A 22,309-nucleotide genomic window follows, 5' to 3' on the forward strand; every position below is an offset into this window, starting at 1 on the left:
GCGGATAACCGCGAGGCGGTTATTCGCCCTACCGAGGCGCGCCCTTCGCCTGCGTCACCCGGTCCACCAGGTAGACCACCCCGCGGTAGTCGATCCCGCCGTGCTCGCTGAGGCCGATCTCGCAGGTACGGCTGGTGGACACGCCTTCCTCGCAGAACTGCACGGCATCCTTCAGGCTGCGCAGGGAGTGAGCGTTCAGTTCCGGCGTGGTGAAGCCCTTGTCGCCGGCGAAGCCGCAGCAGTGAATGCCTTCCGGGATCACCACCTCGCGGGTGCAGCGGCCGACCAGGTCGATCAGCGCCTGGCTCTCGCCGAGGTGCTGGGTGCTGCAGGTGACGTGCACCGCTACCGGTTTGTCCTGCGGGATGAACTCCAGGCGATCGAGCAGGTGACTGCGGATGAATTTCACCGGGTCGTGGATCTGCAGCCGCGGATCGTCCAGACCCTGGACCAGGCGCAGGGTGCAGGGGCTGGTGTCGCAGTAGATCGGGTCGAGGCCGCCGCGGCTGGCCTGGAGCAGGGCGGCGAGCAGCTCGTCGCGCTTGTCGTCGGCCTGCTTCGCATACCCCTTGGACGCGAACGGCTGGCCGCAGCAGAGGTTGTCCAGGTTATCCGGGAACACCACCTGGTAGCCGGCCTTTTCCAGCAGACGGCGGGTCTTGTCCAGCAGCGGCTCGCGCTCTTCGTCGCCGAAGGCCGGGCCCATGGCGCGCGAGACGCAGGCGGCGAGATAGACCACCCGTGGCCGCTCGTCGTCGAGCGGGGCGGGCGGCGGCGCCAAGCGTACCGGCTGCGGCAGCGCCGGCGTCCATTGCGGCACGCGGCCGCCGCTGGCCTGGCTGAGGCTGTGGCTGGCCCTGGCCAGCAGGGGCGCGCCAAGCAGGCGCCGGGCGCCGTCGGCAGCGAGCAGGGCGAAGCGCGCAGCGCGCATGGCGCCGGCAAAGTTGCGCGCCAGCCAGGTGGCGCCTTCGGCGTGGCGGGCGTCGGCGCCGCGCAGCTTGCGGATCAGCTCGCCGGTGTTGATGTTCACAGGACAGCGCTGGGCGCATAGGCCGGTGGCGGCGCAGGTGTCGATGCCCTGGTAGCGGTAGTCGCGCTCCAGCGCCGTGGTGTCGACGCCGGCGCGCTTCTTCGCCTGGATGTCGCGCCACAGGACGATGCGCTGGCGTGGCGTGAGGGTCAGTCCGCGCGACGGGCAGACCGGTTCGCAGAAACCGCACTCGATGCACTTGTCGACGATCTCGTCGGCGGCCGGCAGCGGCTTGAGGTTCTTCAGGTGGCTCTGCGGGTCGTCGCTGAGGACCACACCCGGGTTGAGGATGCCGCGCGGGTCGAGCAGGCGCTTGAGCTGCCACATCAAGCGATAGGCGTCCTCGCCCCACTCCAGTTCGACGAACGGCGCCATGTTGCGCCCGGTGCCATGCTCGGCTTTCAGCGAGCCGCCGTACTCCACCGCCACCAGGTGCGCCACGTCGTCCATGAACGCCGAGTAGCGGGCGATCTGCTCGGGCGAGTCGAAGCCCTGGGTGAAGACGAAGTGCAGGTTGCCCTCCAGCGCGTGGCCGAAGAGGATCGCCTCATCGTAGCGGTGCTTGTCGAACAGCTCGATCAGGCGGTTGACTCCCTCGGCCAGTCGTTCGACGGGGAAGGTGACGTCCTCGATGATCACCGTGGTGCCGGTCTCGCGCACCGCGCCGACAGCCGGGAAGGTGTCCTTGCGGATGCGCCAGAGCTGGTTGTAGACCGCCGGGTCTTCGCTGAAGTCGACCTGCTTCTCCAGCGGATATTCGGCGATGGAGGCCATGATCCGCCCGAGCTGTTCGTGCAGCAGCGTGCGGCTCGCCGCGCGGGACTCGATGAGCAGGGCGCAGGCACCGGCGGAAAGGCTCTTCACCCATTCCGGCATGCCCTGCATGTTCTCCACCGAGCGCAGGCTGCGCCGATCGAGCAGTTCCACCGCCGAGACCGGCTGGCGCTTGAGCACCGCGACCGCCGTGCAGCAGGTTTCCACCGTGGGGAAAACCAGCAGCGCCGAGGCCTTGTGCGGGTGTTCCGGGACGGTGTCGTAGGTCACCGCGCTGATGAAGCCGAGGGTGCCCTCGGAGCCGACCATCAGGTGGGTGAGGATGTCCAGCGGCTCGTCGTAGTCGACCAGCGCGTTCAGCGACAGGCCGGTGGTGTTCTTCAGCCGGTACTTGTGACGGATCTTCGCGGCCAGTTCGGCGTTGGCGCGGGTCTCGCGGCCGAGTTCGGCGAGCCGTTCCAGCAGCTCGCCGTGGCTGGCGCGGAAGGCCGCGACGCTGGCCGGGTCCTCGCTGTCCAGGCGGGTGCCGTCGGCCAGCAGCAGGCGCAGGCCGGCAAGGGTGTGGTAGCTGTTCTGCGCGGTGCCGCAGCACATGCCGCTGGCGTTGTTGGCGACGATGCCGCCGATCTTGCAGGCGTTGATCGAGGCCGGGTCGGGACCGATCTTGCGGCCGAACGGCGCCAGCCAGGCGTTCGCCTGGGCGCCGATGACACCCGGCTGCAGGCGGATCTGCGCGCCGTCGGCGCGGATTTCCCGGCCGTTCCAGTTGTCGCCGAGGACGAGCAGCACCGAGTCGCTGATGGCCTGGCCGGAGAGGCTGGTGCCGGCGGCGCGGAAGGTCACCGGGACCTGCTCGCGGTAGGCGACGGATAGGATCGCGGCGACCTCGTCCTCGCTTTCGACGCGCAGCACCAGCTTGGGAATCAACCGGTAGAAACTGGCGTCGGTGCCGAAGGCCAGGGTCGACAGCGGGTCGTCGAAGCGGCGTTCGCGCGGTATCAGCCGCTCGACGGTCTCGAGAAAGGGAATCGGCAGGCTCATCGGCTTTCCTCGGCCCTGGGACGACGGTCACGCCCCGGGCGTTTTCAGGCTTTTCTGGCGGGCGTCTCAGGCGCCCAGTTCGCGGACCAGCGAGTCGGCGCTGATCTCGCCGATCGACTTGGCCCCGGTGAGGACCATGGCCACGCGCATTTCCTTTTCGATCAGTTCGAGCAGGTTGCGCACCCCGGCCTCGCCGGCGGCGGCCAGGGCGTAGACGAAGGCGCGGCCGAGCAGCACGCTGTCGGCGCCGAGGGCGATCATCCGCACCACGTCGAGACCGGTGCGGATGCCGGAGTCTGCAAGGATCGCCAGTTCGCCCTTCACCGCGTCGGCGATCGCCGGCAGCGCGCGGGCGCTGGACAGCACGCCATCGAGCTGGCGGCCGCCGTGGTTGGAGACGACGATGCCGTCGGCGCCGAACTTCACCGCATCCCTGGCATCCTCGGGGTCGAGGATGCCCTTGATCACCATCGGGCCGTCCCAGAACTCGCGGATCCACTCCAGGTCCTTCCAGGAAATCGACGGGTCGAAGTTGGCGCCCAGCCAGCCGATGTAGTCCTCCAGTCCGGTCGGGTTGCCGCGGTAGGCGGAAATGTTGCCGAGGTCGTGGGGCTTGCCCAGCAGGCCGACGTCCCAGGCCCAGGCCGGGTGGGTCATGGCTTGCAGGATGCGGCGCGGCGCGGCGTAGGGGCCGCTCATGCCGGAATGGGCGTCGCGGTAGCGGGCGCCGGGGACCGGCATGTCGACGGTGAACACCAGGGTGGTGACGCCGGCGGCCTTGGCCCGCTCCAGGGCGTTGCGCATGAAGCCGCGGTCCTTCAGCACGTAGAGCTGGAACCACATCGGCCGGTCGATGGCCGGGGCGACCTCCTCGATCGGGCACACCGATACCGTCGACAGGGTGAAGGGCACGCCCTTCGCCGCCGCCGCGCGTGCCGCCTGGACTTCGCCGCGGCGGGCGTACATGCCGGTGAGACCGACCGGGGCGAGCGCCACCGGCATCGCCAGGGTCTCGTTGAACAGGCGGGTTTCCAGGCTCAGCTCGGACATGTTCTTCAGCACCCGCTGACGCAGGGCGATGGCCGACAGGTCCTCGACGTTGCGACGCAAGGTGTACTCGGCGTAGGCGCCGCCGTCGATGTAGTGGAAGAGGAACGGCGGCAGCTTGCGTTGGGCGGCGGCGCGGTAGTCGGTGGAAGCGGAAATGATCATTGGGCTCTTCCGTTGTGTCGAAAGGTTTTGCATCGAGCGCAGTGGAGCGGGACACGGCGGAAATGGCCAAGGGAGCCGGGCCTACGATCGTAGGCGAGTCTCCCCCGGGCCATTTCCTGCGCAGTATCGCCGACGCGCGGCCGATCAGGGCGCGGTCAGTGCACCAGCATGCCGGTGAATAGGTATGCCTGGGCCAGGGTGATCAGTCCGACCAGCGCGGCGAAGATCAGGCTGTGCTTCAGGGTGAAGCGGAACAGGTCGGATTCCTTGCCGACCATCCCGGTCGCGGCACAGGCCACGGCGATGGATTGCGGGGAGATCATCTTGCCGGTCACGCCGCCGCTGGTATTGGCGGCCACCAGCAGGGTGTCGCTGACTCCGATCTGGTGCGCGGTGGTCGACTGCAGGGAGCTGAACAGGGCGTTGGAGGACGTATCCGAACCGGTCAGGAATACCCCCAGCCAGCCGAGGAACGGCGAGAAGAACGGGAACGCCGCGCCGGTACCGGCCAGGACCAGGGCCAGGGTGGTGGACATGCCCGAGTAGTTGGTGACGAAGGCGAAGGCCAGGACCATGCCGATGGACAGGATCGGCCACTTCAGCTCCACCAGGACTTCCTTGAAAGTGGTAATACCAATTTTCGCTCCGATGCGCAGGATGAACATCGATACCAGCGCCGAGAGGAAGATCGCCGTGCCGGTGGCGGAGATCGGGTCGAACTTGAATACCGCGGCGATCGGCGTGGCGCTGGTGGCGATCGGCGCGCCCTTGACCACCAGTTGGTCGAGGTGCGGGATGGCGAAGTTGAACACCAGCCAGTAGAGCTCGCCGCCCGGGGCGAACAGGGCCTTGAAAGGTTTCAGGGTCCAGATGGTCACCAGTACGGTGAGCACCAGGAACGGCGACCAGGCCTTGAGGATCTCGCCGAAGCTGTAGGCGGACGGTTCGACGCTGCGTTGCCCGCCGTAGCCGCCACCGGCCACGGCCGCGCCGCCGCTGGCGGCGAGCGCTTCGCTGGCGCCCTGCGGCTGCCAGACCTTGAGGAACAGGGTCAGGGAGACCAGGCTGACCAGCGCCGAGGTGATGTCCGGCAACTTCGGGCCGATGAAGTTGGACGTCAGGTACTGAGTGATGGCGAAGCTGCCGCCGGCGACGATGGCGGCCGGCCAGGTTTCGCGGATGCCGCGCCAGCCGTCCATCATGAACACCAGCCAGAACGGTACCAGGATCGACAGGAACGGCAGTTGGCGGCCGGTCATGGCGCCGATCTTGAAGGCGTCGATGCCGGTCACCTGGCCGGCGACGATGATCGGGATGCCCAGTGCGCCGAAGGCCACCGGCGCAGTGTTGGCGATCAGGCACAGGCCGGCGGCGTAGAGCGGATTGAAGCCGAGGCCGACGAGCAGGGCGGCGGTGATCGCCACCGGCGCGCCGAAACCGGCGGCGCCTTCGAGGAAGGCCCCGAAGGAGAAGCCGATCAGCAGTACCTGCAGGCGCTGGTCGCCGGTAATCGACAGCACCGAGCTGCGGATCACCTCGAACTGGCCGCTCTTCACCGTCAGTTTGTAGAGGAAGACCGCCGCGACGATGATCCAGGCGATCGGCCAGAGACCGTAGAGGAAGCCGTAGCCGGCGGCGGCGAAGGCCATGTCGGCGGGCATGTGGAAGGCGAAGATGGCCACCGCGATGGCCAGCGCCAGGGTGATGCTGCCGGCGATGTGGCCCTTGAGGCGGAATACCGCCAGGGCGAGGAAGAAGAACACGATCGGGATGACGGCCGCGGCGGCCGACAGGCCGAGACTGCCTAGGGGGGTATAGAGTTGTTGCCAGGCTTGCATGGGGGTTGGCTCCCTAATTGTTGTTGGGTTTGCCTGTGACCAGATCGGACACGCGCCAAGACCTGTGTGTGCAAGGGCGCTGGGCAGCCGAACCTGGCAAAGCTCGCATAATTGGTAAGACCAATTTACAAAAGCGAGCGCTCAGGTTAAGAGTCGAGCGTTCGGCGTGTCAATTTGCCCGTCTACGACTTTTGTCTAAGGATGCTCGTGCGGGGCTCGTGGCGCCTCGCTTGTGGTGCGGGGAGCGGCTCGGTACGCTTCCTCTCTTTTTCGCGCTGGGCGCATGGCAGAGGCTTTGCGACGAAACTTCGGGTAAGGGTGTCGGGATATGGAATTTGGTCAGGTCAGGCAGCGCCGTCTGTCGGATGACATCGTTGCGCAACTGGAGGCGATGATCCTGGAGGGCACGCTGAAGTCCGGCGAGCGGCTGCCCGCCGAGCGCGTGCTTGCCGAGCAGTTCGGGGTTTCCCGGCCGTCGCTGCGCGAGGCGATCCAGAAACTGGTGGCGAAGGGGCTGCTGGTCAGCCGCCAGGGTGGCGGCAACTATGTGACCGAATCGCTGGGCGCGACTTTCAGCGATCCGCTGCTGCACCTGCTGGAGGGTAACCCGGAGGCCCAGCGCGACCTGCTGGAGTTTCGCCACACGCTGGAAGGGTCCTGTGCCTACTACGCGGCGCTGCGTGCGACCTCCCTCGATCACCAGCGCCTGACCGAGGCCTTCGAGGCGCTCCAGGCCTGCTATGCGCGCAACGACCAGGTCAGCGCGGAAGAGGGCGCCGCCGACGCGCGCTTCCACCTGGCGATCGCCGAGGCCAGCCACAACACCGTGCTGCTGCACACCATCAAGGGCCTGTTCGACTTGTTGCGGCGCAACGTGGTGACCAATATCGGCGGGATGTACGCGCAGCGCACGGAAACCCGCGCGCAACTGATGGAGCAGCACCAGCGCCTATACGACGCGATCATCAGCGGTCAGGCGGAGCTGGCCCGGGAGGTGTCCAACCAGCACATCCACTATGTGCAGGAGGTCCTGGCGGAGGTCCAGGAAGAGGCGCGCAGGATGAAGCGCTCGCAGCGCCGGCGCAGCGTGCAGGAGGACTAGCGAGGCGCGGGCAGGGACGCGCTCAGTCGTCCTTGCCGTGGCGCATGGCGCGCTGGATCTCCCGATCGGAGTCGCGCTCCTTCTCGGTGTGGCGCTTGTCGAAGTCCTTCTTGCCCTTGGCCAGGGCGATCTCGCACTTGACCAGGTGCTTCTTCCAGTACATCGACAGGGCGACGCAGGCGTAGCCCTTCTGTTGCACGGCGCCGAACAGCTTGCCCAGTTCGCGCTTGTGCAGCAGCAGCTTGCGCGTGCGCACCGGGTCGGCGATCACGTGCGTGCTGGCGGTGGTCAGGGGCGTGATGTGGCTGCCGAGCAGCCAGGCCTCGCCATCCTTGAGCAGCACGTAGCTGTCGACCAGTTGGGCCTTGCCGGCGCGCAGGCTTTTCACTTCCCAGCCCGCCAGGGCGACGCCCGCCTCGAAGCGTTGTTCGATGAAATAGTCGTGCAGAGCCTTCTTGTTCTGCGCGATGGTCCCCGAAGGGTGTTTCTTCTGCTTAGCCATAGGCGGCGCATTATAGGGAGTCGCCGGCTTCACCGCTATGGGGCGGCGTCGCGCTTGAGGGATAGAGGTGAATTTCGGACAATGCCCACTCTTTTCCTGGCCGCTGGCCAAGGTTTTGTAAGAAAAGTCTTCAAGTGGCGTCAGGCTGCGCTGAGCGTTTTTCTGCCGAACCCTGGCCCCGGTCGGCGGGCGCAGCGCGCCGCCGTGGCGGATGCCGCCGTCCCGCCGGCTATGCTTGGGGAGTCGCCCGCTCGACAGCAGAAGTGAGAGTTCTATGAGCACCCATATCCAGCGTTCGGCGCTGTTGCCTTATCCCGCCCGTGCGCTGTTCGATCTGGTGAACGACGTGAAGCGCTATCCGGAGTTCCTGCCCTGGTGTTCGGCCAGCCAGGTCCTGGAGGAGAGCGAAAGCCTGATGCGCGCCGAGCTGACCGTGGCCAAGGGTAGCCTCAGCCAGCGCTTCACCACCCGCAACGTGCTGGTGCCGGGAGCTTCCATCGAGATGAACCTGGAAAACGGACCGTTCACCGAACTGCATGGCGTCTGGCAGTTCAAGGCGCTGGGCGAGAAGGCTTGCAAGATCACTCTCGACCTGACCTTCGATTACGCCGGGCCGCTGGTCAAGGCGACCCTCGGGCCGCTGTTCACCCAGGCCGCCAACACCATGGTCGACGCGTTCTGCCAGCGCGCCAAGCAACTCTATGGCTGAGATCGCCGTCGAGGTGGTCTACGCGCTGCCGGAGCGACAGGCGTTACTGCGCCTGAGCGTGCCGGCAGGTACCAGCGCACGCGAGGCCGTGCTGCTCTCCGGCATCGCCGAGGCGTTTCCAGGGCTGGATGTGCAAGGTTGTCCGCTGGGTATCTTCGGCAAGCTCCTGGCTCGCCCGGAGGAGCGGGTGCTGGAGGCCGGCGAACGGGTGGAGATCTACCGCCCGTTGATCGCCGATCCCAAGGAGGTGCGCAAGCAGCGTGCCGCACGGGCCCGGAGCGAGCGCGAAGGCGGTTAGCCGCGGGGTTTCCTGCGGAAATGAAAAAGCCCGGCGAATGCCGGGCTTTTTCGTGGAACGCCAGCCGTCATTGCGGGCTGGGGTCCAAAGGTTCGGGGGTCGGAACCGGTACCGGCTGGGCTTCGTCCACTTCGCGCTGGAGCTGTTCCAAGGTGGAGCCCGGTTTCGGCGGCTCTTCCTTCTGCTCTTCCGGTTTCTGCTGGTCGGCCGGCTGGGTGACGGTGGTGCTGCCTTCCTTGCCGAGGATCGCTTCGTCGCGGCTGACGCCGGGCATGAAGTCGCCGTTCAGGCCGGCCAGTTGGTCGCTGTCGTTGAAGAACAGGCTGACGCGTTCCTGCTGGCGACGACCGCCGCCCGGCTGGATGCTGTAGAGGTAGTCCCAACGATTGGCGTGGAAGGTATCGACGATCAGCGGGTTGCCCATGATAAACCGCACTTGGCGTCGGGTCATTCCGGGACGCAACTGGTCTATCATGTCCTGCGTTACGACGTTGCCTTGCTGGATGTCGATTTTATAGACGCCAGGAAACGAGCAACCGGCGAGTGCGGCAAGCCCCGCGAAAGCGAGACAGGTCAGCATGAGCTTGGCGTTTTGCATCGGTGAGCGACTTCCACTATCTTGGCTGGGCAAATAAAAGCCCGATCATACCCGTATTCCGGGATACTGCGAAACATCCCGCGCTGAGAAAGCAGACATGGTTGAAAATAGCGAACTTCGAAAAGCCGGCCTTAAAGTGACCCTGCCGCGGGTCAAGATCCTGCAGATGCTCGACTCGGCCGAGCAACGCCACATGAGCGCCGAAGACGTGTACAAGGCGCTGATGGAAGCAGGCGAGGACGTGGGCCTGGCAACCGTCTATCGGGTGCTGACCCAGTTCGAGGCCGCCGGCCTGGTGGTGCGTCACAACTTCGATGGCGGCCATGCCGTGTTCGAGCTCGCCGATAGCGGCCACCACGACCACATGGTCTGCGTCGATACCGGCGAGGTGATCGAGTTCATGGACGCGGAAATCGAGAAGCGCCAGAAGGAAATCGTCCGCGAGCGCGGCTTCGAGCTGGTCGATCACAATCTGGTGCTCTACGTGCGCAAGAAGAAGTAGTCGCGCAACGGTTCCATGCGAAAACGGCGACCCTGGGGTCGCCGTTTTCATTTTCCATTGAAGGAACGTTCAGTTCTGGGCGGCCAGGTTGACCAGTTTCTTCGCGTGGGCCAGGGATTCCTTGGTCAGGTCGACGCCGCCGAGCATGCGGGCGATCTCCTCGATCCGCTGGGCCTTGTTCAGGGTGGCGACCGCCGTGCGGGTTTCGCTGCTGCCGCGTTCCTTGTGCACGAACAGGTGCTGGTGGCCCTGGGCGGCGACCTGCGGCAAGTGGGTCACGGTGAGGACCTGGCCGCGTTCGCCGAGGCGACGCAGCAACTGTCCGACCACTTCGGCGGTGGGGCCTCCGATGCCGACGTCGACTTCGTCGAAGACCAGGGTGGGGATGCGCGAGGTCTGTGCCGTGATCACCTGGATCGCCAGGCTGATCCGCGACAGTTCGCCGCCCGAGGCGACCTTGGCCAGCCCTTTCAACGGCTGCCCGGGGTTGGCGCTGACCAGGAACTCCACGCTTTCCAGTCCGTTGGCCTGCGGCTCGGCGCTGTCGCCGGGATGCAGGACGATGGCGAAGCGCCCTCCGGGCATGCCCAGGCGCTGCATCTCCTGTTCCACGCTGGCGGCAAGAGGTGCGGCCGCGGCCTGGCGCAGGCGGCTCAGTTCGTCGGCTTTTTCCTGGTAATGCCGGGCGTAGGCGGCCAGCTCGTCGCCCAGGCGTCCGACCGCTTCGTCGTCGGCGTTCAGCGCCTCCAGTTCGTCGAACAGGCGCTGCTGCAGGTCGGCCAGTTCGGCGGGCTGGACCCGGTGCTTGCGCGCCAGGGAATAAATGACGTCCAGGCGCTCCTCGACCTGCTGCTGGCGATTGGGATCGGCATCGAAGTGGTCGACGAAGCGGTTCAGTTCGCCGATCGCCTCCTCGACCTGGATCTGCGCGCTGGACAACAGGTTGACCGCTTCGCCGAGGGCGGCGGGCTGGCCGCTGAACGAGGTCAGGCGGCTGAGGCTGGCATTGAGCGCGGAAAGGACGTTGCCGGCATCGCTCTCGCTGCACATTTCCACGACTTGGCGGCAGGCGGCGAGCAGGCTTTCGGCGTTGCTCAGGGTCTTCTGCTCCTGCTCCAGGCTTTCCAGTTCGTTTTCGCCGAGGGACAGGTTTTCCAGTTCTTCCAGCTGGTAACTGAGCAACTGGTGGCGGGCGCGCTGTTCGTCGCCGCTACGCGACAGGCGTTCGAGTTCCTGGCTGGTCTGCTTCCAGCGTTGCGCGGCGAGCTGCACCTGGCGCGCCAGCTCCTGGCAGCCGGCGTACTCGTCGAGCAGGCGCCGGTGGGTCTCGCTCTTCAGCAGCGACTGGTGCTCGTGCTGGCTATGGATGTCGATCAGCAGTTCGCCCAGGCTCTTCAGGTCGCCCAGAGGGCAGGGCGTGCCGTTGATGTAGGCACGCGAGCGACCTTCGGCAGTGATCACCCGGCGCAGGATGCACGGACCGTCCTGTTCCAGGTCGCGCTCGGCGAGCCAGTCGCGGGCCTCGGCGATGGCACTGACGTCGAAGCTGGCGAGAATGTCGGCCTTGTCCGCTCCGGGACGTACCGCGCCGCTGTCGGCGCGGTCGCCGAGGGTAAGGCCGAGGGCGTCGAGCATGATCGACTTGCCCGCGCCGGTTTCGCCGGTGATCACGCTCATGCCGGTAGCGAGTTCGAGATCCAGGTGCTCGACGATGGCGTAGTTGTGAACGGACAGGTGAACCAGCATGGCGGGTGGCTCCGTGGGTTTTGTCTGGTTATTTATACAGTATTTTTTCCGGCTGGCAATTGCCGCTCGCCCCTTGAACCGTGGAAAGCCGTCCCCATATAGCCGGCAACGTTGCGAACTTATGCGTTCGCCTTGTATTTGCCAGCTTATTTTTGAAGGAGAGTGGCATGGCTGACGAACAGCAGACCCTGGATCAACAGACCCCCGAGCAGCCCACCGGCGCCGCCGAGGACCTGACCGCCCGCGTGCAGGAACTGGAGGAGCAGCTGGCTGCCGCCCAGGACCAGGCGCTGCGCATGGTCGCGGATCTGCAGAACGTACGCCGGCGTGCGGAGCAGGATGTCGAGAAGGCGCACAAGTTCGCGCTGGAGAAATTCGCCGGCGACCTGCTGGCGGTGGTCGACACCCTCGAGCGCGGCCTGGAGATGTCCGATCCCAACGACGAGGCGATCAAGCCGATGCGCGAAGGGATGGAACTGACCCTGAAGATGTTCGACGACACCCTGCGCCGCTACCAGGTGGAGGCGCTGAACCCGGAAGGCGAGCCTTTCAACCCCGAGCAGCACCAGGCGATGGCCATGCAGGAAAGCGCTTCGGCCGAGCCGGGCAGTGTCCTCAAGGTGTTCCAGAAAGGCTACCTGCTCAACGGCCGCCTGCTGCGTCCGGCGATGGTGGTGGTCAGCAAGGCGCCGGCGGAAACCCCGCCTTCCATCGACGAGCAGGCTTGAAATTCGACGCGACGACCCCATCTGGGTAGTCAACCGAGCACGAGACCCACGGGCGGGTCGCACGGAATCAAAGTTTCTGGAGAGTGAATATGGGCAAAATCATTGGCATCGACCTGGGTACCACCAACTCCTGCGTGGCTATCCTGGAGAACGGTAACGTCAAGGTCATCGAGAACGCCGAGGGCGCGCGTACCACCCCCTCGATCATCGCCTACACCAACGATGGCGAAACCCTGGTGGGCCAGCCGGCCAAGCGCCAGGCGGTCACCAACCCGCAGAACACCCTGTATGCGGTGAAGCGCCTGATCGGCCGTCGCTTCGAAGAGAACGTGGTACAGAAAGACATCCAGATGGTGCCGTACAGCATCGTCAAGGCCGACAACGGCGACGCCTGGGTGGAAGTGAAGGGCCAGAAGATGGCACCTCCGCAGATTTCCGCCGAAGTGCTGAAGAAAATGAAGAAGACCGCCGAAGACTACCTCGGCGAGCCGGTCACCGAAGCGGTGATCACCGTTCCGGCCTACTTCAACGACAGCCAGCGCCAGGCCACCAAGGACGCCGGCCGCATCGCCGGCCTCGACGTCAAGCGGATCATCAACGAGCCGACCGCGGCGGCGCTGGCCTACGGCCTGGACAAGGCCAAGGGCGACCACACCGTGATCGTCTATGACCTGGGCGGCGGTACCTTCGACGTGTCGGTGATCGAGATCGCCGAAGTCGACGGCGAGCATCAGTTCGAAGTGCTGGCCACCAACGGCGACACCTTCCTCGGCGGCGAAGACTTCGACATCCGCCTGATCGACTACCTCGTCGACGAGTTCAAGAAGGAAAGCGGCATCAACCTGAAGGGCGACCCGCTGGCCATGCAGCGTCTGAAGGAAGCGGCCGAGAAAGCCAAGATCGAGCTGTCCTCGACCCAGCAGACCGACGTCAACCTGCCGTACGTGACTGCCGACGCGAGCGGTCCGAAGCACCTGAACGTCAAGGTTTCCCGCGCCAAGCTGGAGTCCCTGGTCGAAGACCTGGTGCAGCGCACCATCGAGCCGTGCCGCACCGCGCTGAAGGATGCCGGCCTGGATGTTTCCGATATCCATGAAGTGATCCTGGTCGGCGGCCAGACCCGCATGCCGCTGGTACAGAAGACCGTTGCCGAGTTCTTCGGCAAGGAAGCGCGCAAGGACGTCAACCCGGACGAAGCCGTGGCTGTCGGTGCCGCCATCCAGGGCGCGGTCCTGGCCGGCGACGTGAAGGACGTGCTGCTGCTCGACGTGACCCCGCTGACCCTCGGCATCGAGACCCTGGGCGGCGTGATGACCGGTTTGATCGAGAAGAACACCACCATCCCGACCAAGAAGTCGCAGGTGTTCTCCACCGCCGACGACAACCAGGGCGCGGTGACCATCCACGTGCTGCAGGGCGAGCGCAAGCAGGCCGCGCAGAACAAGTCGCTGGGCAAGTTCGACCTGGCCGACATTCCGCCGGCTCCGCGCGGCGTGCCGCAGATCGAGGTGACCTTCGATATCGATGCCAACGGCATCCTGCACGTCTCGGCGAAGGACAAGGCCACCGGCAAGCAGCAGTCCATCGTGATCAAGGCATCCTCCGGCCTGTCCGAGGATGAGATCCAGCAGATGGTCCGCGATGCCGAGGCGAACGCCGAGGAGGACCGCAAGTTCGAGGAACTGGCTGCCGCTCGCAACCAGGGCGACGCGCTGGTCCACGCGACCCGCAAGATGATCACCGAGGCGGGCGACAAGGCCACCGCCGAGGACAAGGCGACCATCGAGAAGGCGCTGGGCGAGCTGGAAGCGGCGGTGAAGGGCGACGACAAGGCCGAGATCGAGGCCAAGATGAACGCTCTGTCCCAGGCTTCCACCCCGCTGGCGCAGAAGATGTACGCCGAACAGGCCCAGCAGGGCGAAGACGCTCCCCAGGGCGAGCAGGCGAAAGCCGCTGACGACGTGGTGGACGCCGAGTTCGAAGAGGTCAAGGACAACAAGTAAGCCCCGGCTTGCTTCTGCCCCGCGTGCCGGCCAGGCCGGTACGCATGATCCGCCACGCGGGAGCCTGCTCCCGCGTTGGCGTGTCTGGAGGGTCCTTAATTGAGACGGAAAGGTTATGGCGAAACGAGACTTTTACGAGGTTCTGGGGGTTGAGCGTGGCGCCAGCGAGGCGGACCTGAAGAAGGCCTACCGTCGCCTGGCGATGAAATACCACCCGGACCGCAATCCTGGCGACAAGGAAGCCGAGGACAAGTTCAAGGAGGCCAACGAGGCCTACGAGGTCCTCTCCGATGCCAGCAAGCGGGCGGCCTACGACCAGTACGGCCATGCCGGCGTCGATCCGAACATGGGTGGGGGCGCTGGCGCCGGTTTCGGCGGGGCGAGCTTCTCCGACATCTTCGGCGATGTGTTCAGCGATTTCTTCGGTGGCGGCGGCGCCCGCGGTGGCTCGCGCGGCGGCGCGCAGCGCGGCGCGGACCTGCGCTACACCCTGGATCTCGACTTGGAAGAGGCGGTACGCGGCACCACCGTCACCATCCGCGTGCCGACCCTGGTCGGTTGCAAGACCTGCAACGGCAGCGGCGCCAAGCCCGGTACCACACCGGTCACCTGCACCACTTGCGGCGGTATCGGCCAGGTGCGCATGCAGCAGGGCTTCTTCTCGGTCCAGCAGACCTGCCCGCGCTGCCACGGCACCGGCAAGATGATTTCCGATCCCTGTGGCTCCTGCCATGGCCAGGGGCGCGTGGAAGAGCAGAAGACCCTGTCGGTGAAGGTGCCGGCCGGCGTCGACACCGGCGACCGCATCCGCCTCACCGGCGAAGGCGAGGCCGGCAGCATGGGTGGTCCGGCGGGCGACCTGTACGTGGTGGTCAATGTGCGCGAGCACCCGATCTTCCAGCGCGACGGCAAGCATCTGTACTGCGAAGTGCCGATCAGTTTCGCCGACGCTGCGTTGGGTGGCGAGCTGGAAGTGCCGACCCTGGATGGCCGGGTCAAGCTGAAGATTCCGGAAAGCACCCAGACCGGCAAGCTGTTCCGCCTGCGCGGCAAGGGCGTGGCCCCGGTGCGTGGCGGCGGCGCCGGCGACCTGATGTGCAAGGTGGTGGTGGAAACCCCGGTGAACCTGGACAAGCGCCAGCGCGAGCTGCTCGAGGAGTTCCGCAAGTCGTTGCAGAGCGACACCTCGCATTCGCCCAAGGCCAGTGGCTGGTTCGAAGGCATGAAGCGTTTCTTCGACGACCTATAAACAAAGCCATGGGCGCGGCCTGACCGCCGCGTCCGGGTTCCGCGTGGAGTGGTTTTATGCGACGTATAGCCGTAGTGGGCGCCGCCGGGCGCATGGGCAAGAACCTGATCGAGGCCGTTCAGCAGACCGGCGGTGCCGCCGGGCTGACGGCGGCGGTGGATCGTCCGGATAGCACCCTGGTGGGGGCGGACGCCGGCGAGCTGGCCGGTCTCGGCCGGATCGGCGTGCCGCTGTCCGGGGACCTGGGCAAGGTCTGCGAGGAGTTCGACGTCCTGATCGACTTCACCCATCCCTCCGTAACCCTGAAGAACATCGAGCAGTGCCGCAAGGCGCGCCGCGCGATGGTCATCGGCACCACCGGCTTCAGCGCCGACGAGAAGCTGCTGCTGGCCGAAGCGGCGAAGGATATCCCGATCGTCTTCGCTGCCAACTTCAGCGTCGGCGTGAACCTTTGCCTGAAGCTTCTGGATACTGCGGCACGGGTGCTGGGCGACGAAGTGGATATCGAGATCATCGAGGCCCATCACCGGCACAAGGTCGATGCACCGTCCGGCACCGCCTTGCGCATGGGCGAGGTGGTAGCCCAGGCGCTCGGCCGGGACCTCCAGGAAGTGGCGGTCTACGGACGTGAGGGGCAGACCGGCGCGCGGGCGCGGGAAACCATCGGCTTCGCCACCGTGCGCGCCGGCGACGTGGTGGGCGACCACACCGTGCTGTTCGCCGCCGAGGGCGAGCGCGTGGAGATCACCCACAAGGCTTCCAGCCGCATGACCTTTGCCCGTGGCGCGGTGCGTGCGGCGCTGTGGCTGGAGGGCAAGGAGAACGGCCTGTACGACATGCAGGATGTGCTCGGTCTACGCTGAGACGCTGCCGCACGTCGTCTTATTGGTGGACCGGAATGTCGCGATTCTGTAAACTACAGCTTTAGTGTGTCCACTAAAAGCAGCGCAGCATGAATCGAAAAAAAGCGGGATGACTCTTCACGGTGTCATCCCGCTTTTTTACACCTGCGCGACCAGTCAGGCTTGATTTACGGGAGGTCTTCTTGACTAAGCCAGCCATACTTGCACTTGCCGACGGCAGCATTTTTCGCGGTGAAGCCATCGGTGCCGACGGCCAGACCGTTGGCGAGGTGGTGTTCAACACCGCCATGACCGGCTACCAGGAAATCCTTACCGATCCTTCCTACGCCCAGCAGATCGTCACCCTGACCTACCCGCACATCGGCAATACCGGTACCACCCCGGAAGACGCCGAGGCCAACCGCGTCTGGGCCGCCGGCCTGATCATCCGCGACCTGCCGCTGATCGCCAGCAACTGGCGCAGCAAGCAGTCGCTGCCTGACTACCTGAAAGCCAACGGCACCGTCGCCATCGCCGGCATCGATACCCGTCGCCTGACCCGTATCCTCCGCGAGAAGGGTTCGCAGAACGGCTGCATCCTGGCTGGTGCCGACGCTACCGAGGAACGCGCGCTGGAGCTGGCTCGCGCCTTCCCCGGCCTGAAGGGCATGGACCTGGCCAAGGAGGTCACCACCGCCGAGCGCTACGAGTGGCGCTCCAGCGTCTGGAACCTGGAAAGCGACAGTCATCCGGAGATCCCGGCCGGTGAACTGCCGTATCACGTGGTGGCCTACGACTACGGCGTGAAGCTGAACATCCTACGCATGCTGGTGGCGCGCGGCTGCCGCCTGACCGTGGTGCCGGCGCAGACACCGGCCAGCGAAGTGCTGGCGCTGAACCCTGACGGCATCTTCCTTTCCAACGGCCCCGGCGACCCCGAACCGTGCGACTACGCGATCCAGGCGATCCGCGAATTCCTCGATACCGAGATCCCGGTGTTCGGCATCTGCCTCGGCCATCAGTTGCTGGCCCTGGCCTCTGGCGCCAAGACCCTGAAGATGGGCCACGGGCACCACGGCGCCAACCACCCGGTGCAGGACCTGGACAGCGGCGTGGTGATGATCACCAGCCAGAACCACGGTTTCGCGGTCGACGAGAGCACCCTGCCGGACAACCTGCGAGCCACTCACAAGTCGCTGTTCGACGGTACCCTGCAGGGTATCGAGCGCACCGACAAGGTCGCTTTCAGCTTCCAGGGCCACCCCGAGGCGAGCCCCGGTCCGCATGACGTCGCCCCGCTGTTCGACCGCTTCATCTCGGCGATGGCCGAGCGTCGCTGAGGAGCAGAGCCATGCCGACCCTGGGGATAACCGATTTCTGGACCTACGTGCTGGGTGTGGTTTTCGTGATCCTGTTGCCCGGACCGAACTCGTTGTTCGTCCTCGCGACTTCGGCCCAGCGTGGCGTGGCGACCGGCTACCGGGCCGCCTGCGGCGTGTTCCTCGGCGACGCGGTGCTGATGCTGCTGTCGGCCCTCGGCGTGGCGTCCCTGCTGAAGGCCGAGCCGATGCTGTTCATCGGCCTGAAGTACCTCGGTGCGGCCTACCTGTTCTATCTCGGCGTCGGCATGCTGCGGGGCGCCTGGCGCAAGCTGCGCAATCCCGAGGCGACGGCGGCGCAGGCCGAACAGGTGGATGTCCACCAGCCGTTCCGCAAGGCGCTGCTGCTCAGCCTGTCGAATCCCAAGGCGATCCTGTTTTTCATCTCCTTCTTCATCCAGTTCGTCGATCCCGGCTATGCCTATCCGGGCCTGTCGTTCCTGGTGCTGGCGGTGATCCTGGAACTGGTCAGCGCCCTTTACCTGAGCTTCCTGATTTTCACCGGTGTGCGGCTGGCGGCCTGGTTCCGCCGGCGGCAACGGTTGGCTGCCGGCGCCACTTCGGGCGTCGGCGCCCTGTTCGTCGGCTTTGGTGTGAAGCTGGCCACCGCAACCCTGTCCTGATTATTGCAACGAGAGTCCCATGCCAAAACGTACAGACATAAAGAGCATCCTGATCCTCGGTGCCGGCCCCATCGTGATTGGCCAGGCCTGCGAATTCGACTACTCCGGCGCCCAGGCCTGCAAGGCCCTGCGCGAGGAGGGCTACCGCGTCATCCTGGTGAACTCCAACCCCGCGACCATCATGACCGACCCGGCGATGGCCGACGCGACCTACATCGAGCCGATCAAGTGGGCCACCGTGGCCAAGATCATCGAGAAGGAACGCCCCGACGCGCTGCTGCCGACCATGGGCGGCCAGACTGCGCTGAACTGCGCCCTGGACCTGGAGCGCCACGGCGTGCTGGAGAAGTTCGGCGTGGAGATGATCGGTGCCAATGCCGATACCATCGACAAGGCCGAGGACCGCTCGCGCTTCGACAAGGCGATGAAGGATATCGGCCTGGCCTGTCCGCGCTCGGGCATCGCCCACAGTATGGAGGAGGCCTACGGCGTGCTCGAGCAGGTCGGCTTCCCCTGCATCATCCGTCCGTCCTTCACCATGGGCGGCACCGGCGGCGGTATCGCCTACAACCGTGAAGAGTTCGAAGAGATCTGCGCCCGTGGCCTCGACCTGTCGCCGACCAACGAGCTGCTGATCGACGAGTCGCTGATCGGCTGGAAGGAGTACGAGATGGAGGTGGTCCGCGACAAGAAGGACAACTGCATCATCGTCTGCTCCATCGAGAACTTCGACCCGATGGGCGTGCACACCGGTGACTCGATCACCGTGGCACCGGCGCAGACCCTGACCGACAAGGAATACCAGATCATGCGCAACGCCTCGCTGGCGGTATTGCGCGAGATCGGCGTGGAAACCGGCGGTTCCAACGTGCAGTTCGGCATCTGCCCGAACACCGGGCGCATGGTGGTGATCGAGATGAACCCGCGGGTTTCCCGCTCCTCGGCCCTGGCCTCCAAGGCCACCGGTTTCCCGATCGCCAAGATCGCCGCCAAGCTGGCGGTCGGCTACACCCTCGACGAACTGCAGAACGACATCACCGGCGGTCGCACCCCGGCGTCGTTCGAGCCGGCCATCGACTACGTGGTGACCAAGATCCCGCGCTTCGCCTTCGAGAAGTTCCCGAAAGCCGATGCCCGCCTGACCACCCAGATGAAGTCGGTCGGCGAAGTCATGGCCATCGGCCGGACCTTCCAGGAGTCGGTGCAGAAAGCCTTGCGCGGCCTGGAAGTCGGCGCCACCGGCTTCGATCCGAAGCTCGACCTGAACGACCCGGAGGCCGACAGCATCCTCAAGCGCGAGCTGACCGTGCCCAGCGCCGAGCGTGTCTGGTACGTCGCCGACGCCTTCCGCGCCGGCAAGAGCGTCGAGGAAGTGTTCGAGCTGACCCGCATCGACGAATGGTTCCTGGTGCAGATCGAGGACCTGGTCAAGGACGAGGAGAAGGTCAAGACCCTCGGCCTGTCCTCCATCGATCGCGAGCTGATGTACAAGCTCAAGCGCAAGGGCTTCTCCGACGCGCGCCTGGCCAAGCTGCTAGGCGTCACCGAGAAGAACCTGCGCAGCCATCGCCACAAGCTGAAGGTGCTGCCGGTCTACAAGCGTGTCGATACCTGCGCCGCCGAGTTCGCCACCGACACCGCCTACATGTATTCGACCTACGAGGAAGAGTGCGAGGCCAACCCGTCGAGCCGCGAGAAGATCATGATCCTCGGCGGCGGTCCGAACCGCATCGGCCAGGGCATCGAGTTCGACTACTGCTGTGTGCACGCGGCGCTGGCGATGCGCGAAGACGGCTACGAGACCATCATGGTCAACTGCAACCCGGAAACCGTCTCCACCGACTACGACACCTCCGACCGCCTGTACTTCGAGCCGGTGACCCTCGAGGACGTCCTTGAGATCGTCCGCGTCGAGCAGCCCAAGGGCGTGATCGTCCAGTACGGCGGCCAGACCCCGCTGAAGCTCTGCCGCGCCCTCGAAGAGGCCGGCGTGCCGATCATCGGCACCAGCCCGGACGCCATCGACCGTGCCGAAGACCGCGAGCGCTTCCAGCAGATGGTCCAGCGCCTGAACCTGCGCCAGCCGGCCAACGCCACCGCGCGCAGCGAAGACGAGGCCCTGGCCGCGTCCAAGGCCATCGGTTATCCGCTGGTGGTACGCCCGTCCTACGTGCTGGGCGGGCGGGCGATGGAAATCGTCTACCAGGAAGAAGAACTCAAGCGCTACATGCGCGAGGCGGTGCAGGTTTCCAACGACAGCCCGGTGCTGCTCGACCACTTCCTCAACTGCGCCATCGAAGTCGACATCGACGCGGTATGCGACGGCGAGATCGTGGTGATCGGCGCGATCATGCAGCATATCGAGCAGGCTGGCGTTCACTCCGGCGACTCCGCCTGTTCGCTGCCGCCGTACTCGCTGCCGCAGCACATCCAGGACGAGATCCGCGAGCAGGTCAAGAAAATGGCCCTGGAGCTTGGCGTGGTCGGCCTGATGAACGTGCAGATGGCGGTGCAGGGCGAGGATATCTTCGTCATCGAGGTCAATCCGCGCGCCTCGCGTACCGTGCCGTTCGTCTCCAAGTGCGTCGGCGAGTCGCTGGCCAAGGTCGCCGCCCGCGTCATGGCCGGCAAGACCCTGGCCGAGGTCGGCTTCACCCAGGAAATCATCCCGCCGTTCTTCAGCGTCAAGGAAGCGGTGTTCCCGTTCGCCAAGTTCCCCGGCGTCGATCCGATCCTCGGCCCGGAAATGAAGTCCACTGGTGAAGTGATGGGCGTCGGTGATAGCTTTGCCGAAGCCTTTGCCAAGGCTCAGTTGGGGGCCAGCGAGATCCTCCCGACCGCCGGTTGCGCCTTCATCAGCGTCCGCGAAGACGACAAGCCGTTCGCCGCCCAGGTGGCTGGCGACCTGGTCGCGCTGGGCTTCGAAGTGGTAGCCACCGCCGGTACCGCGCGTGTCATCGAAGCCGCAGGCCTGCCGGTGCGTCGCGTGAACAAGGTGACCGAAGGTCGCCCGCACGTGGTGGACATGATCAAGAACGACGAGGTCACCCTGATCATCAACACCACCGAGGGCCGGCAGTCCATCGCTGACTCCTACTCCATTCGTCGAAACGCCCTGCAGCACAAGATCTGCTGCACCACCACCATTGCGGGTGGGCAGGCGATCTGTGAGGCGCTCAAGTTCGGTCCCGAGAAGACCGTTCGGCGTCTGCAGGATCTCCACGCAGGAATCAAGGCATGAGCAAGTTCCCCATGACCGTCCAGGGCGCCCGCGCCCTGGAAGAAGAAGTGAAACACCTGAAGGGCGTGCTGCGCCCGCAGATCAGCCAGGCCATCGCCGAAGCGCGTGAACTGGGCGACCTCAAGGAAAACGCCGAGTACCATGCGGCGCGCGAACAGCAGGGCATGGTCGAGGCGCGTATCCGCGACATCGAGGCCAAGCTGTCCAACGCCCAGGTCATCGATGTCACCGCCATCCCGCACAGCGGCAAGGTGATCTTCGGCACCACCGTCGACATCGCCAACGTCGAGACCGACGAGACCGTGACCTACCAGATCGTCGGCGACGACGAGGCGGATATCAAGGGTGGCAAGATCTCGGTGAATTCGCCGATCGCCCGTGCGCTGATCGGCAAGACCGAAGGCGATGCCGTGCTGGTGAGAACCCCGGGCGGCGACGTCGAGTACGAGATCGTCGAGGTTCGCCATATCTAAGCGCGCCCCGTTGCGCGCAGGCGCGATCAGTTGGCTGCTGGCCCAGACGTTCTGGGTCGGCGGCCTCTGGTTGCTGCAGTTCGTGGTCCTGCCTGCGTTGGCCAAGACCGGACTGGCGCCGCTGCTGGTGGAAACCGTAGCCGCGGCGTTGACGCCGCTGCTGATCGGCTTCGCCGGATTCTGTGCGGTGCTGCAAGCGCTGGTGTTGGTGTCGAGCCACGGGCCGAGGAGCCTCTGGCGAGACCTTCGCGGTCAGTTGTTGCTCGCCGTCGCGCTGCTCTGCCTGGTGTATTTCCTGGTGCGTGGGCTGGCGCCCGAGGCGGTGCGCTGGCTGCTGTTCAACTACCTGGCGGTGGCGATGTGTGGCCTGCTGCTGGTGTTGCAGCCGGTACCGGGGCGGGACGAGGAAGGCGTCTGAA

At 65.6% G+C, this 22,309-nt stretch carries 19 protein-coding genes; 13 read left to right on the forward strand and 6 right to left on the reverse strand.

Going from position 1 to position 22,309, the window contains the following annotated elements:
* Positions 1-28: 28 nt before the first annotated feature.
* The 3 genes from HMPREF2924_RS11495 to HMPREF2924_RS11505 all read right to left on the reverse strand — a co-directional run bounded on the left by HMPREF2924_RS11495 (position 29) and on the right by HMPREF2924_RS11505 (position 5,895).
* Positions 29-2,845: an FAD-binding and (Fe-S)-binding domain-containing protein gene (locus HMPREF2924_RS11495; protein ID WP_003135245.1), complete on the reverse strand. Its 2,817-nt coding sequence runs from the start codon at positions 2,843-2,845 to the stop codon at positions 29-31.
* A gap of 66 nt (positions 2,846-2,911) precedes the next feature.
* Positions 2,912-4,057, reverse strand: a complete 1,146-nt coding sequence (gene lldD / locus HMPREF2924_RS11500) for an FMN-dependent L-lactate dehydrogenase LldD (protein ID WP_003095228.1) — start codon at positions 4,055-4,057, stop codon at positions 2,912-2,914.
* 155 nt (positions 4,058-4,212) lie between these two features.
* On the reverse strand, positions 4,213-5,895 hold the full coding sequence (locus HMPREF2924_RS11505) for a lactate permease LctP family transporter (protein WP_070700486.1): 1,683 nt from the start codon (positions 5,893-5,895) through the stop codon (positions 4,213-4,215).
* Positions 5,896-6,223: 328 nt separating this feature from the next.
* Between HMPREF2924_RS11505 and HMPREF2924_RS11510 the strand changes: the two genes are divergently transcribed.
* A complete protein-coding gene (locus HMPREF2924_RS11510; protein WP_003095221.1) occupies positions 6,224-6,997 on the forward strand; it encodes an FCD domain-containing protein in 774 nt (257 codons plus the stop codon).
* Between the two features lie 22 nt (positions 6,998-7,019).
* Here the strand turns inward: HMPREF2924_RS11510 and smpB are convergent, their stop codons facing one another.
* Positions 7,020-7,499, reverse strand: a complete 480-nt coding sequence (gene smpB, locus HMPREF2924_RS11515) for an SsrA-binding protein SmpB (protein WP_003100496.1) — start codon at positions 7,497-7,499, stop codon at positions 7,020-7,022.
* Between the two features lie 274 nt (positions 7,500-7,773).
* On the opposite strand from smpB, the gene HMPREF2924_RS11520 reads away from it, so the two are divergent.
* Positions 7,774-8,208 (forward strand): type II toxin-antitoxin system RatA family toxin, encoded by a 435-nt coding sequence (locus HMPREF2924_RS11520; protein WP_003100497.1) that lies wholly within the window; start codon positions 7,774-7,776, stop codon positions 8,206-8,208.
* Entirely contained in the window at positions 8,201-8,506 is a 306-nt protein-coding gene (locus tag HMPREF2924_RS11525; protein ID WP_003095218.1) for an RnfH family protein, read from the forward strand. Before HMPREF2924_RS11520 ends, HMPREF2924_RS11525 begins: the two co-directional genes overlap by 8 nt.
* A 67-nt stretch (positions 8,507-8,573) precedes the next feature.
* On the opposite strand, the gene HMPREF2924_RS11530 is transcribed toward HMPREF2924_RS11525, so the two are convergent.
* Entirely contained in the window at positions 8,574-9,104 is a 531-nt protein-coding gene (locus tag HMPREF2924_RS11530) for an outer membrane protein assembly factor BamE (RefSeq protein ID WP_003109323.1), read from the reverse strand.
* Positions 9,105-9,201: 97 nt separating this feature from the next.
* Here HMPREF2924_RS11530 and fur point away from each other — a divergent pair, with 97 nt between their 5' ends.
* On the forward strand, positions 9,202-9,606 hold the full coding sequence (fur, locus tag HMPREF2924_RS11535) for a ferric iron uptake transcriptional regulator (RefSeq protein ID WP_003095216.1): 405 nt from the start codon (positions 9,202-9,204) through the stop codon (positions 9,604-9,606).
* 69 nt (positions 9,607-9,675) lie between these two features.
* Here the strand turns inward: fur and recN are convergent, their stop codons facing one another.
* Positions 9,676-11,352, reverse strand: a complete 1,677-nt coding sequence (gene recN / locus HMPREF2924_RS11540) for a DNA repair protein RecN (protein ID WP_003135243.1) — start codon at positions 11,350-11,352, stop codon at positions 9,676-9,678.
* A 167-nt stretch (positions 11,353-11,519) separates the two neighbouring features.
* On the opposite strand from recN, the gene grpE reads away from it, so the two are divergent.
* The 9 genes from grpE (at position 11,520) to HMPREF2924_RS11585 (ending at position 22,308) form a co-directional block, all read left to right on the forward strand.
* On the forward strand, positions 11,520-12,080 hold the full coding sequence (grpE, locus tag HMPREF2924_RS11545; RefSeq protein ID WP_003095213.1) for a nucleotide exchange factor GrpE: 561 nt from the start codon (positions 11,520-11,522) through the stop codon (positions 12,078-12,080).
* Between the two features lie 89 nt (positions 12,081-12,169).
* Complete coding sequence (gene dnaK, locus HMPREF2924_RS11550) at positions 12,170-14,083, forward strand: molecular chaperone DnaK (RefSeq protein WP_003095212.1); 1,914 nt, start codon at positions 12,170-12,172, stop codon at positions 14,081-14,083.
* Between the two features lie 115 nt (positions 14,084-14,198).
* Positions 14,199-15,332: a molecular chaperone DnaJ gene (gene dnaJ / locus HMPREF2924_RS11555; protein ID WP_003095211.1), complete on the forward strand. Its 1,134-nt coding sequence runs from the start codon at positions 14,199-14,201 to the stop codon at positions 15,330-15,332.
* 56 nt (positions 15,333-15,388) lie between these two features.
* Complete coding sequence (gene dapB / locus HMPREF2924_RS11560; protein WP_003095210.1) at positions 15,389-16,195, forward strand: 4-hydroxy-tetrahydrodipicolinate reductase; 807 nt, start codon at positions 15,389-15,391, stop codon at positions 16,193-16,195.
* A gap of 182 nt (positions 16,196-16,377) precedes the next feature.
* Positions 16,378-17,514 carry a glutamine-hydrolyzing carbamoyl-phosphate synthase small subunit gene (carA, locus tag HMPREF2924_RS11565; RefSeq protein ID WP_003095209.1) on the forward strand — a complete coding sequence of 379 codons (1,137 nt, stop codon included), beginning with the start codon at positions 16,378-16,380 and terminating at the stop codon, positions 17,512-17,514.
* 11 nt (positions 17,515-17,525) lie between these two features.
* Positions 17,526-18,176 (forward strand): leucine efflux protein LeuE, encoded by a 651-nt coding sequence (gene leuE / locus HMPREF2924_RS11570; protein ID WP_003095208.1) that lies wholly within the window; start codon positions 17,526-17,528, stop codon positions 18,174-18,176.
* Between the two features lie 19 nt (positions 18,177-18,195).
* Entirely contained in the window at positions 18,196-21,417 is a 3,222-nt protein-coding gene (gene carB, locus HMPREF2924_RS11575) for a carbamoyl-phosphate synthase large subunit (RefSeq protein WP_003095207.1), read from the forward strand.
* Entirely contained in the window at positions 21,414-21,890 is a 477-nt protein-coding gene (gene greA, locus HMPREF2924_RS11580) for a transcription elongation factor GreA (protein ID WP_003095206.1), read from the forward strand. Before carB ends, greA begins: the two co-directional genes overlap by 4 nt.
* 10 nt (positions 21,891-21,900) lie before the next feature.
* On the forward strand, positions 21,901-22,308 hold the full coding sequence (locus HMPREF2924_RS11585; RefSeq protein WP_003109321.1) for a DUF4149 domain-containing protein: 408 nt from the start codon (positions 21,901-21,903) through the stop codon (positions 22,306-22,308).
* Position 22,309: the final 1 nt, after the last annotated feature.

This window comes from Pseudomonas sp. HMSC063H08, from assembly GCF_001813645.1.
Lineage (GTDB): Bacteria > Pseudomonadota > Gammaproteobacteria > Pseudomonadales > Pseudomonadaceae > Pseudomonas > Pseudomonas aeruginosa.

Bases quoted from the DNA above. Each gene is read 5' to 3' on its own strand.
- HMPREF2924_RS11495 (WP_003135245.1), bottom strand. From the start codon at position 2,845: ATGAGCCTGCCGATTCCCTTTCTCGAGACCGTCGAGCGGCTGATACCG.
- lldD (WP_003095228.1), bottom strand. From the start codon at position 4,057: ATGATCATTTCCGCTTCCACCGACTACCGCGCCGCCGCCCAACGCAAG.
- HMPREF2924_RS11505 (WP_070700486.1), bottom strand. From the start codon at position 5,895: ATGCAAGCCTGGCAACAACTCTATACCCCCCTAGGCAGTCTCGGCCTG.
- HMPREF2924_RS11510 (WP_003095221.1), top strand. From the start codon at position 6,224: ATGGAATTTGGTCAGGTCAGGCAGCGCCGTCTGTCGGATGACATCGTT.
- smpB (WP_003100496.1), bottom strand. From the start codon at position 7,499: ATGGCTAAGCAGAAGAAACACCCTTCGGGGACCATCGCGCAGAACAAG.
- HMPREF2924_RS11520 (WP_003100497.1), top strand. From the start codon at position 7,774: ATGAGCACCCATATCCAGCGTTCGGCGCTGTTGCCTTATCCCGCCCGT.
- HMPREF2924_RS11525 (WP_003095218.1), top strand. From the start codon at position 8,201: ATGGCTGAGATCGCCGTCGAGGTGGTCTACGCGCTGCCGGAGCGACAG.
- HMPREF2924_RS11530 (WP_003109323.1), bottom strand. From the start codon at position 9,104: ATGCAAAACGCCAAGCTCATGCTGACCTGTCTCGCTTTCGCGGGGCTT.
- fur (WP_003095216.1), top strand. From the start codon at position 9,202: ATGGTTGAAAATAGCGAACTTCGAAAAGCCGGCCTTAAAGTGACCCTG.
- recN (WP_003135243.1), bottom strand. From the start codon at position 11,352: ATGCTGGTTCACCTGTCCGTTCACAACTACGCCATCGTCGAGCACCTG.
- grpE (WP_003095213.1), top strand. From the start codon at position 11,520: ATGGCTGACGAACAGCAGACCCTGGATCAACAGACCCCCGAGCAGCCC.
- dnaK (WP_003095212.1), top strand. From the start codon at position 12,170: ATGGGCAAAATCATTGGCATCGACCTGGGTACCACCAACTCCTGCGTG.
- dnaJ (WP_003095211.1), top strand. From the start codon at position 14,199: ATGGCGAAACGAGACTTTTACGAGGTTCTGGGGGTTGAGCGTGGCGCC.
- dapB (WP_003095210.1), top strand. From the start codon at position 15,389: ATGCGACGTATAGCCGTAGTGGGCGCCGCCGGGCGCATGGGCAAGAAC.
- leuE (WP_003095208.1), top strand. From the start codon at position 17,526: ATGCCGACCCTGGGGATAACCGATTTCTGGACCTACGTGCTGGGTGTG.
- carB (WP_003095207.1), top strand. From the start codon at position 18,196: ATGCCAAAACGTACAGACATAAAGAGCATCCTGATCCTCGGTGCCGGC.
- greA (WP_003095206.1), top strand. From the start codon at position 21,414: ATGAGCAAGTTCCCCATGACCGTCCAGGGCGCCCGCGCCCTGGAAGAA.